This window comes from Xanthomonas sp. JL1, assembly GCF_038405005.1.
Genome location: NZ_JBBYGR010000020.1, coordinates 19,129 through 28,745, shown reverse-complemented (window position 1 = coordinate 28,745; position 9,617 = coordinate 19,129). Strand labels below are relative to the sequence as shown.

Sequence of the window (9,617 nt, the reverse complement as noted above, 5' to 3'; positions counted from 1 at the left end):
CGAAGTCGCTGCGAGGCAGAGAACGCACGCTGGGTCAACGTGGTGTTGTCCAACCTAAAGCGTTTGCTGGACGGTGCCTATCACGCCTTCAAATTCGCCAAATACGCCCAGCGCTACCTGGCAGAGACGATGTGGCGGTTCAACCGCCGTTTCGATCTGACCCGGCTGGTGCCCAGCTTGCTGGCCGCCGCAGCCGCCAGCAAGCCGTGGTCCGACCGGGCCCTGCGTGATGTCACCCTGTTCACCGCTGAAAGTGCGTGCTAATCAGGTGGGGCGATGCGTGCGATCCATCTGTAGGCCGAGGATATGCCTGCGTGGAGTTCAGCCGGCATGAAAACGTGTGCTATCGATGCCTGGAATCTTCATGAGATAGGGTGCGCCGGCGGGGATGCGCAGTAGTTGGCCCATGCTTCCATCATCTTGCGTCGCTTCTCCAACATCTTGCCGCGCTTGTAAGCGGCTTTGGCCTTGTCCGTTATCTCATGCGCTAGCGCTGCCTCGGACAGGTCATCGGGGAAGTCGGTGACCTCGCTTGCCCAATCCTTGAAGGTCGATCGAAAGCCGTGAACGGTGATGTCGCCGCGGTCCATGCGTTTGAGCAATGCGAGCATTGCATTCTCCGATAGCGGTTCGCCAGAGACGTCATTCGGGAACAAAAGCTTCCGCGAAAGCCTGGGCTTGACGATTGCCTGGGCCGCTGTCGAGAGCGGAACGACGTGTTCCTTCTTGGATTTCATTCGTTCAGCTGGACAAGTCCAGTCGTTGCCGGTGAACTCGGCCGGGACCGCTCCCAGGGTCATTCCGGTGCGGGCGGCAGTCAGGATCGTGAACTCCAGAGCGCGCGCTGCCTCGCCGTGTCGCTTGCGCAATGCGGCCATGAACTCGGGGATGTCCTTGTAAGGGAGTGCCGGGAAGTTCTGGACCGGAGCGACCGTCTTGGGCTTGGGGAGGATCATCGACAGATGGCCCTTCCAGCGCGCCGGGTTGTCGCCAGTCCGCTTCCGCTTCACCGTGGCGGCATCAAGGATCGTCTCGATACGTTGGCGCACGCGGGTCGCTGTTTCGGTCTTGGTCGTCCAGATTGGCCGCAGGATGGATAAGACGTCCTCCGTGTCCACGGCGATGACTACAATCCACCCGACCCCGTTGGAGGCCTGTCATGTCCGAGATCCTGGTGCCCGTGTCCTTTGGTGAGCTGCTCGACAAGATCGCGATCCTGCAGATCAAGTCCGAGCGCATGCGCGATGCGGCCAAGTTGACCAATGTGCGCAACGAGCTGTCTGCGCTGGAAACCAGCTGGATGGCGCATCCGGCCGCCGGCCACGACATCGTGCGCCTGCGCGCCGAGCTGAAGGCCGTCAATGAGCGGCTGTGGGTGATCGAGGACGACATCCGCCTCAAGGAGCAAGCGCAAACCTTCGACGACAGCTTCGTGCAGCTGGCGCGCAGCGTCTATATCGAAAACGATGAGCGCGCGCGCATCAAGAAGGAGATCAACCTGGCGCTGGGGTCTTCCTATGTGGAAGAAAAGTCCTATCAGGACTATCGCGCCACCGGCGCCTGAGCGTGTTGACGGTTTGATTGCGCGGGTGGGCTGACAGCGCGATGTGTTGCTGAAGCGTATTCGCTCGATCTCATGCCCATTGGTACGGGCACCTCCGCAACTTGCCCGGCGCCTGATCGCCGAGCAGATTCAGAGCCGGTGATGAAGTGCTGGATGCCTCGCCTTTTGCGCCAACCGTGTGGCAGTCCGGCGGTGATTGATCGCCGATCCTCAGCGCGGGTGGTCGGCGCGATACCGCTCGAAGGCGGCGATCGCATCGTCCACGGTGATCAGCGACATCACGTCGTCGAATTCGATCTTTGTTCCCCAGCGTAGCCGGTCGGCCGGCTTGTGCAGGAACTTGCGCGCGGCTGCGTCGTAGCGGTCCACGCAATAGCGCACGTCCGAATACGGGCCGCTGCGCGAGGGATTGCTGGCCGCGTGCAGGCCCAGCACCTTGGTGCCCATCGCGTTGGCGATGTGCATTGGCCCGGAATCCGGGGTGACCACCAGGTCCGCACGCGCGAGCAGGGCAGGCAGTTGCTTGAGGGTGTCCTTGCCAACCAAGTCCAGCACCGGCGTGCGTGCGGCCGCAACGATGGCATCGGCAGTGCTGCGCTCCAGGTCGCTGCGGCCGCCGCACAGCACGATCCGCCAACCCTGTGCGGCGGCGTGATCGGCGAGCGCGGCGTGGCGATCGGCATACCAGTTGCGCCGCGCGTGGCTGGAGCACGGGGAAATCATCAGTACGGGGCGGCCGTCGTCGTCCCATTGCGCGCGTGCCCAGGCGTGCGCTTCTTCAGGCACCGGCAGGTCCCAGCGCACCTGGGTCTGGCGCAGGCCCAGCGGCTCGGCAAAGCTGCCGATGGCGTCGAGCACATGGATGCCGGGGTGGTCGGCGATGCGCTCGTTGACGAACAGGCCGTGCAGGTCCTTGGAGCGGTTGCGGTCGTAGCCGATGCGTCGCCGCGCCGGCACGAAGGCCGACAGCACATTGGCGCGAAAGGCCACCTGCATTTGCAGCAAGGCATCGAAACGCCCCAGCGGTGCGAGCGATTGACGTAGTGCGCGCATGCCGGCCACGCCGCTGCGTTTGTCGTAGGCGTGGAAGTGCACATCGGGCAGCCCCTCGAGCAACTTCAGCCCGGCCTTGTCGATGATCCAATGCAGTTGGGTTTCAGGAAACCCCGCCTGCAACATGCGCACCAGCGGCACCACATGCGTGACATCGCCCAGGGCGGACAAGCGCAGCAAACACAGCGATGCGGGCGTTACAGCCATGGTGTTGTTAGACTCGATAGATGGTTTCTTTCGATGCCACCGAAGCGTTGGCGCCGTACCGCGAAGGTCGCGGGTATGGCGCCATTGTGTTCGACCGCGAACGGCTGCGGCAAGCCGATGCCAGTCTGTTTTCGCCGCAATCGTGGGGCGACAGGGCGCGGCCGGTGGATAAAGGCGGGCGTGGCGGCGCGTGGTTCGTAGATGCGCCGTTCGGCCGCAGCGTGTTACGGCAGTATCTGCGTGGCGGCATGGCCGCACGTGTGAGCCGCGATCGCTATCTATGGAAAGGGGCAGGGCGCACGCGCAGTTTTGCCGAATTCCGGCTAATGCGCGAACTGATCAAACGCAAGTTACCGGTGCCGCGTCCGCTGGCCGCCTGCTATCTGCGCGAAGGTCTGGGCTATCGCGCTGCGCTGTTGATGGAGCGGCTGGAAAACGTGCGCTCCTTGGCCGATCACGCCCAGTTGGCCGGCCGCGGCGCGCCATGGGAGGCGACCGGGCAATTGATCGCGCGCTTCCATCGTGCCGGCCTGGATCACCCCGACCTCAACGCGCACAACATCCTGTTCGATGCCGGCGGGCATGGCTGGTTGATCGATTTCGACCGCGGCGTGCTGCGCATTCCGGCCACGCGCTGGCGTGAGCGTAATCTCAAGCGCCTGCATCGCTCGCTGTTGAAGCTGCGCGGCAACCGCAGCGGCGAGGACGTCGATAAAGACTATGAGCGCCTGCACCGCGCCTACGAACTGGCCTGGGGCCGGGGCTACTGATGGACTGGGCCTTGCGGGTGCAGGGAGTTGGCAATGCGTCGGCGGTGGCGCTTGGCTCGCCGATGGCCACGCTCGAACGCGCCGGCGTCCCATGGCTGACCATCGATTGCGGCAGCGAAGGTTTAACCGCCTATCAGGCTCATTACGGCCAGCTGCCGCAGGCGATCTTCATTACCCATGTGCATCTGGACCACGTCGGTGGGCTGGAGCGGGTGTTCGTCGACAGCTATTTCTCCGAGCGCCGCGGGCGCACACGCCTGTACGTGCCGGCGCCAGTCGTGCCGCTGCTGCAACGGCGCATCGCCGATTACCCGAACGTGCTGGCCGAAGGCGGAGCGAACTTCTGGGATGCGTTTCAGCTGGTGCCGGTCGGCGATGCGTTCTGGCACGACGGCGTACGGCTGGAAGTGTTCCCGGTCCGCCACCACTGGCCGGAGACGGCCTACGGCCTGCGGTTGAAGGGCGCGCTGGTCTGGACCGGCGATACCCGGCCCATTCCGGAGATGTTGAAGCGCTATGCGGACGACAGCGAACTCATCGCACATGACTGCGGCGTTCACGGCAACCCGTCGCACACTGGCGTTGACGATTTGGAGCGGGAATACCCGCAGGACCTGTTGAGCCGCATGCTGCTGTACCACTACGCCAGCGACGCCGACGGCGATGTGCTGCGTGCGCGTGGCCACCGCGTCGCCGTGCCCGGTCAATACCTTGCGCTGGCGAACCCGACCGCAGCGACGGTGCCCTGATGGGCGCCTTGCTGCTGCCGAATCTTGCCACGGCGCCGATGCAGGACCGCTATGGCCGTCCGCTGCGCGATCTGCGCCTGTCGGTGATCGAGGCCTGCAATTTTCGCTGCGGGTACTGCATGCCGGCCGATCGCGTACCCGACGACTACGGGTTCGACTCGCGGCAGCGGTTGAGTTTCGATCAGCTGGAAACCCTGGTGCGTGCCTTCGTGTCGGTCGGTGTGACCAAGGTGCGCCTGACCGGCGGCGAGCCGCTGCTGCGTCGCGATCTACCGAGCCTGATTGCGCGGCTGACTGCGATCGAGGGCATCGAAGATCTGGCGCTGACCACCAACGGCACCTTGCTTGCGCGCCAGGCCGTCGCGCTGCGGCAGGCGGGGTTGCGCCGCATCACCGTCAGCATGGATGCGCTGGAACCGGCATTGTTCAGACGCATGAACGGCGACCGCGGCGAGATTGCGCGGGTGCTGGCCGGCATCGCCGCGGCCGAGCAGGCCGGCTTCCAGCGGCTGAAGATCAATTGCGTAGTGCAGCGTGGCGTCAACGAAGATCAGGTGCTGCCGCTGGTGGAGCACTTCCGCGGCACCGGACACGTGCTGCGCTTTATCGAATTCATGGATGTGGGTAGCTGCAATGGCTGGACGCCGGATGCGGTGGTGACCTCTGCGCAATTGCATGAACGCATCCATGCGCGCTGGCCGTTGGTGGCGCTGGACGCCCATTACACCGGTGAAGTGGCGCAGCGCCACGCGTTCGCGGATGGCGCCGGCGAAGTGGGCTTCGTCAGTTCGGTCAGCGTGCCGTTCTGCGGCGATTGCCAGCGTGCGCGCGTCTCGGCAGATGGGCATCTATATACCTGCCTGTTCGCCAGTCAGGGGCATGACCTGAAACCGGCACTGGCCAATGGCGAGCCTGCGCTGGCGACGCATCTATGGCAGTGCTGGAGTGTGCGTGGCGACCGCTACAGCGAAGTGCGCGCCTCGGTGCCACGGCGCGGCAAGCCGGTCGAGATGTTTTTAATCGGCGGATGAGCTAGGGCGCGCTGCCGGTGCTGCTGCGCACGCTGGAACAGCGTCTGCGCGATCCGCAGCTGCGTGCCGATGTGCAGGTGTTGGAGGCGTCGCTCGATCCGGCGTTTGGCGAGTTCGGTACCTCAGGTCGTCGGTCCACGCGCAGTGAAGTGATCGCGGCCGTGTGCGCATCCGGTGTTGCTGCCGATTACCAGGCCGATGGCTCCGAATGTGTGCGGCTGGCGCCGGATCTGGCGTCGTTGCGCTATCGGTCGATAGATCGCCGCCAGGGCGTTGAACGGCAAGCTTTGCGCAGCGCGTTGTGGCATAGGAACGCTGATGGATGGCAGCTGCTGTTTCATCAAGGCACCCTGTTCACCGAGAATGCCGCATCCTGATTGCCTGTCTTCGCGTTGCTTCCCATGCCTGCAAAATCCCGTTCCGCACGCCTGACACACCTCGACGATGCCGGGCTTCCCACGATGGTGGATGTCTCGGGCAAGGCGATCACCGCCCGTAGCGCGACTGCAGAAAGCCGCGTGCGCTTTCCGGCAGCCGTGGCCGCACAGCTGCGCGCCAACGGCTTGCGTAGCGCCAAGGGCGGCATCGTGGAGACGGCGGTGATTGCCGGCACCATGGCGGTCAAGCGCACGCACGAATTGATTCCGTTCTGCCACCCATTGCCGATCGATGCCTGCCGTTTCGAGATCGACTGGGCGGGCGAGCAGGTGCTGGACATCCGTTGCACGGTGCGTTGCGTGCATCGTACCGGCGTGGAAATGGAGGCGCTTACCGGTGCCAGCGTGGCTGCGCTGACGGTCTATGACATGTGCAAGGCGTTGTCGCACAGCATGAGCATTGGTCCGACCAGATTGGTGTCCAAGCGCGGCGGCAAGCGCGATATCGGAGCGGCGCAATGACTGCGACAGTGACGGTGCTGTATTTCGCCAGCCTGCGCGAGGCAGTAGGCATGGCCGACGAGCGCGTGCAGTCCGATGCACCGAGCTTGCGTGGCCTGTATGCCGAGCTCGATGCGCGGCACGGCCTGCGCTGGACACCAGCGCAATTGCGGGTGGCAGTGGATGGCGCATTCGCGCGCTGGGAGGATGCGCTGCGCGACGGCAGCGAAGTGGTGTTCATTCCGCCGGTGTCGGGAGGTTGAGCGTGAGCGAACAGGGTGCAGCGATCTTTACGCTTTCCGAGGTGCCATTGCCGGTCGACCAGTTGCGTGCCTGCGTCGAGCACCCGCACGCTGGGGCGTTTGCCAGTTTCGAAGGCTGGGTACGCAATCACAACGAAGGCCGCGGCGTGGCCGGGCTGCGCTACGAAGCCTACGCCGCGCTCGCACAGGCCGAAGGGCAGCGCGTTCTCGACGAAGCAATGCAGCGATTCGCCATCGTGCACGCGCATTGCGTGCACCGCGTGGGCGAGCTGCGCATCGGCGACATGGCGGTGTGGGTCGGCGTCAGTGCAGCGCACCGTGGCGCCGCATTCGATGCGTGCCGCTACATCATCGATGAAGTCAAGGCACGCGTGCCGATCTGGAAGCACGAGCATTACCTGGAAGGCGATGCGGGTTGGTTGCATCCGGAGTCGCAACCGTAGCAGGGCGGATCCGGCGCGCATCCGCGCGTGGGCAGGCGACAGGCTTTGCATCAGCGCTCAGCGCGGCACGAGTTGACTTCTTGCTTGATCGCTCGATCATGTCGTGAGCAAGCCGATGCTCCGGCTAGCTTGCCCGGAGTCTGTCGAAAGTTAGGGTGGTGCCCCCGCCGGTTGACCTCGGCGCCCGCATCAATCGATACCGTTGCTGCCTTCCGGCCCTGGCGGGATTTTCGATCTAGCGTCGCGAGGGACCGACGGGGCCACCATAAGACGTGGACCATTGGCATGGCCCTGCGATTTGCGACATGGGTGCCTTTGCGCAAATCATGAATCTGGCGGAGAGAGGGGGATTCGAACCCCCGAAGCGCGGTTTAGACGCTTACACACTTTCCAGGCGTGCTCCTTCAACCACTCGGACACCTCTCCGTGCCTGCACGACCGTGGTCGAACAGGGCCGCAAAGTCTAGCCGTCGCCGGCCCGTACCACAAGCTGAATCTTCCAGCCGCAGCCGTTGAGACCGGGCGTGGCACAATATCGGCTCAAACAGAGCCGGTTGCCCGATGTCCTATCTCGTTCTCGCCCGCAAGTGGCGCCCGAAGCGTTTTGCCGAACTCGTAGGCCAGGAACACGTGGTCCGCGCGCTCAGTAACGCGCTCGACAGTGGGCGCGTGCATCACGCGTTCCTGTTCACCGGCACCCGCGGCGTGGGCAAGACCACCATTGCGCGCATCTTCGCCAAGTCGCTCAACTGCGAGACCGGTACAAGTGCCGACCCATGCGGCCAGTGCCCGGCCTGCCTGGACATCGACGCCGGTCGTTACATCGACCTGCTGGAGATCGATGCCGCGTCCAACACCGGCGTGGACGATGTGCGCGAGGTGATCGAGAACGCGCAGTACATGCCCTCGCGCGGCAAGTTCAAGGTTTACCTGATCGACGAAGTGCACATGCTGTCCAAGGCGGCGTTCAATGCGCTGCTCAAGACGCTGGAAGAGCCGCCGGAGCACGTGAAGTTCCTGCTGGCTACCACCGACCCGCAGAAATTGCCGGTGACGGTGCTGTCGCGCTGCTTGCAGTTCAACCTCAAGCGGCTGGACGAGGACCAGATTCAGGGCCAGATGACCCGCATCCTGGCCGCCGAGCAGATCGAATCGGATCTGTCGGCGATTGTGCAGCTGTCCAAGGCAGCCGACGGCTCGTTGCGCGATGGCCTGTCGCTGCTGGATCAGGCGATCGCCTATGCCGGCGGCGCGCTGCGCGAGGACGTGGTGCGCACCATGTTGGGCACGGTCGATCGCACCCAGGTCGGCGCGATGCTGCAATCGCTGGCCGATGGCGATGGCGCGCGCCTGATGCAGGTCGTGGCCGCGCTGGCTGAGTTTTCGCCCGATTGGAGCGGGGTGTTGGAGGCCCTGGCCGAGGCGTTGCATCGCGTGCAGGTGCAGCAGCTGGTGCCGTCGGTGGCCTTTGTTGGCGACGGCATCGACCCGACTCCTTTTGCGGCGCAGTTGCGGCCGGAAGTGGTGCAGCTGTGGTACCAGATGGCGCTCAACGGGCGTCGTGATCTGTATCTGGCGCCCAGTCCGCGCGCTGGCTTCGAGATGGCAGTGCTGCGCATGCTCGCCTTCCGCCCCGCTGCGGCGGTGCCGGCTGGCGGCTCGGACGACGGACGCGGCACCACGGCGGGCGGTGGTGCGCGTTCTGCCGCTGCCGGCGGTCAGGCTGCTGCGCCGGCACTGGCAGCGCCGGTGACAGCTGCGCCCCCCATGGTGGCCGCGACTGCTGCGGTGACGGATACGATGCCTGTGGCGGCGGCGGAGGCGTCCCTGCCGGCATCCGCGACCCAGGCAACTCCGACTCCGGCCGCAGCTCCGGCGCCGGCTCCCGTTGTCATGCTTCCTCCCCAAGAATCTTCTTCGCCCAGTCGCGCGTCTGCAGCCAGCGCGCGCATTGACGACACGCCGCCGTGGGCAGTGGACGATGCGCCGGTGCGCACGCAGGCCACAACTGCGTCCGACACGATGGCCGTGCTTGCGCCTGAAGCCGCGATGGCTTCGCCGTCGTCCGCACCCGTCGAGCTCGCACAACCCGTTGCGATCGCGTCCGACGCCGCAGAGGACGCTCCGGTTTCGGTTGCAACATCTTCGCCGGCCGCGCTTGTCGAGCCCTCATCGTTTGCAGAGCCAGCAGTGGTCACGCCACCAGCAACGGCAGTATCCGCAGCAGACTCAGCAGCCGATGCATCGGCTTTGCTCGACGACGGCTGTATCGCCGATGCCGAGCAATGGCTGGAGCTGGTCACGCGCAGTGGCTTGAATGGACCGTCGCGGCAGCTGGCCGCCAACGCCGCGTTTATCGGTCATCGCGATGGCGTGCTGCGGCTGGCGCTGGCGCCGGGTTTTGAATATCTCCATTCCGAGCGCTCCATCGCCAACCTCGCGCAGGCGTTGGCACCGGTGTTGGGAAACACGCCGCGCATCGTCATCGAAACCGGTAGCGCCGATGTCGAAACCTTGCACGAGCGTGCCAACCGCCAGAAAGGCGAGCGCCAGAGCGCGGCCGAAACAGCCTTTATGAACGACCCGACGGTGCAGCTGCTGATCCAGCAGCAAGGCGCGCGGATCGTCCCCGATTCCATCCGCCCTTACGACGAGTAAC

12 protein-coding genes, 1 tRNA gene and 1 other RNA gene are annotated in these 9,617 nt (G+C 64.9%); 10 read left to right on the top strand and 4 right to left on the bottom strand.

Annotation, left to right across the window (positions count from 1 at the left end):
• The coding region (locus WJW29_RS05010; protein WP_146763654.1) for a transposase at nucleotides 1-264 on the top strand (264 nt) is incomplete at its 5' end.
• 98 nt (nucleotides 265-362) lie between these two features.
• On the opposite strand, the gene WJW29_RS05005 is transcribed toward WJW29_RS05010, so the two are convergent.
• A complete protein-coding gene (locus tag WJW29_RS05005; RefSeq protein WP_011257901.1) occupies nucleotides 363-1,118 on the bottom strand; it encodes a site-specific integrase in 756 nt (251 codons plus the stop codon).
• A 41-nt stretch (nucleotides 1,119-1,159) separates the two neighbouring features.
• Between WJW29_RS05005 and WJW29_RS05000 the strand changes: the two genes are divergently transcribed.
• Nucleotides 1,160-1,564, top strand: coding sequence for a DUF6165 family protein (locus WJW29_RS05000; RefSeq protein ID WP_011257902.1), 405 nt, complete (start codon nucleotides 1,160-1,162; stop codon nucleotides 1,562-1,564).
• 210 nt (nucleotides 1,565-1,774) lie between these two features.
• Here WJW29_RS05000 and WJW29_RS04995 read toward each other — a convergent pair whose 3' ends face one another.
• The gene (locus WJW29_RS04995) at nucleotides 1,775-2,824 is read right to left on the bottom strand and encodes a glycosyltransferase family 9 protein (RefSeq protein ID WP_011257903.1); all 1,050 of its coding nucleotides are present in this window, start codon (nucleotides 2,822-2,824) and stop codon (nucleotides 1,775-1,777) included.
• A gap of 20 nt (nucleotides 2,825-2,844) precedes the next feature.
• On the opposite strand from WJW29_RS04995, the gene WJW29_RS04990 reads away from it, so the two are divergent.
• From WJW29_RS04990 to WJW29_RS04960, 7 genes are read left to right on the top strand one after another with little or no spacing between them, the layout of a single operon-like run.
• Entirely contained in the window at nucleotides 2,845-3,594 is a 750-nt protein-coding gene (locus tag WJW29_RS04990; RefSeq protein WP_011257904.1) for a 3-deoxy-D-manno-octulosonic acid kinase, read from the top strand.
• Nucleotides 3,594-4,343, top strand: a complete 750-nt coding sequence (locus WJW29_RS04985) for an MBL fold metallo-hydrolase (protein WP_011257905.1) — start codon at nucleotides 3,594-3,596, stop codon at nucleotides 4,341-4,343. Before WJW29_RS04990 ends, WJW29_RS04985 begins: the two co-directional genes overlap by 1 nt.
• Nucleotides 4,343-5,374 carry a GTP 3',8-cyclase MoaA gene (moaA, locus tag WJW29_RS04980; protein ID WP_011257906.1) on the top strand — a complete coding sequence of 344 codons (1,032 nt, stop codon included), beginning with the start codon at nucleotides 4,343-4,345 and terminating at the stop codon, nucleotides 5,372-5,374. Before WJW29_RS04985 ends, moaA begins: the two co-directional genes overlap by 1 nt.
• A gap of 17 nt (nucleotides 5,375-5,391) precedes the next feature.
• On the top strand, nucleotides 5,392-5,751 hold the full coding sequence (locus WJW29_RS04975) for a nuclear transport factor 2 family protein (protein ID WP_011257907.1): 360 nt from the start codon (nucleotides 5,392-5,394) through the stop codon (nucleotides 5,749-5,751).
• 24 nt (nucleotides 5,752-5,775) lie between these two features.
• A complete protein-coding gene (gene moaC, locus WJW29_RS04970; RefSeq protein ID WP_011407742.1) occupies nucleotides 5,776-6,273 on the top strand; it encodes a cyclic pyranopterin monophosphate synthase MoaC in 498 nt (165 codons plus the stop codon).
• Complete coding sequence (locus tag WJW29_RS04965) at nucleotides 6,270-6,515, top strand: MoaD/ThiS family protein (RefSeq protein ID WP_011257909.1); 246 nt, start codon at nucleotides 6,270-6,272, stop codon at nucleotides 6,513-6,515. The genes moaC and WJW29_RS04965 overlap by 4 nt, the downstream gene beginning before the upstream one ends.
• Nucleotides 6,512-6,958, top strand: coding sequence for a molybdenum cofactor biosynthesis protein MoaE (locus WJW29_RS04960; protein WP_011257910.1), 447 nt, complete (start codon nucleotides 6,512-6,514; stop codon nucleotides 6,956-6,958). The genes WJW29_RS04965 and WJW29_RS04960 overlap by 4 nt, the downstream gene beginning before the upstream one ends.
• Before the next feature lie 161 nt (nucleotides 6,959-7,119).
• Here the strand turns inward: WJW29_RS04960 and ffs are convergent.
• Together ffs and WJW29_RS04950 are read right to left on the bottom strand one after the other, a co-directional pair.
• An RNA gene (gene ffs, locus WJW29_RS04955) (signal recognition particle sRNA small type) lies at nucleotides 7,120-7,216 on the bottom strand.
• 75 nt (nucleotides 7,217-7,291) lie between these two features.
• A tRNA-Ser gene (locus WJW29_RS04950) sits at nucleotides 7,292-7,384 on the bottom strand.
• A 135-nt stretch (nucleotides 7,385-7,519) separates the two neighbouring features.
• On the opposite strand from WJW29_RS04950, the gene dnaX reads away from it, so the two are divergent.
• A complete protein-coding gene (gene dnaX, locus WJW29_RS04945) occupies nucleotides 7,520-9,616 on the top strand; it encodes a DNA polymerase III subunit gamma/tau (RefSeq protein ID WP_011257911.1) in 2,097 nt (698 codons plus the stop codon).
• The last annotated feature ends 1 nt before the right edge of the window (nucleotide 9,617 follow it).

Coding starts and splice junctions, on each gene's coding strand:
- moaC (WP_011407742.1), top strand. CDS start 5,776: ATGCCTGCAAAATCCCGTTCCGCACGCCTGACACACCTCGACGATGCC.
- WJW29_RS05000 (WP_011257902.1), top strand. CDS start 1,160: ATGTCCGAGATCCTGGTGCCCGTGTCCTTTGGTGAGCTGCTCGACAAG.
- WJW29_RS04985 (WP_011257905.1), top strand. CDS start 3,594: ATGGACTGGGCCTTGCGGGTGCAGGGAGTTGGCAATGCGTCGGCGGTG.
- WJW29_RS04995 (WP_011257903.1), bottom strand. CDS start 2,824: ATGGCTGTAACGCCCGCATCGCTGTGTTTGCTGCGCTTGTCCGCCCTG.
- WJW29_RS04990 (WP_011257904.1), top strand. CDS start 2,845: ATGGTTTCTTTCGATGCCACCGAAGCGTTGGCGCCGTACCGCGAAGGT.
- moaA (WP_011257906.1), top strand. CDS start 4,343: ATGGGCGCCTTGCTGCTGCCGAATCTTGCCACGGCGCCGATGCAGGAC.
- dnaX (WP_011257911.1), top strand. CDS start 7,520: ATGTCCTATCTCGTTCTCGCCCGCAAGTGGCGCCCGAAGCGTTTTGCC.
- WJW29_RS04965 (WP_011257909.1), top strand. CDS start 6,270: ATGACTGCGACAGTGACGGTGCTGTATTTCGCCAGCCTGCGCGAGGCA.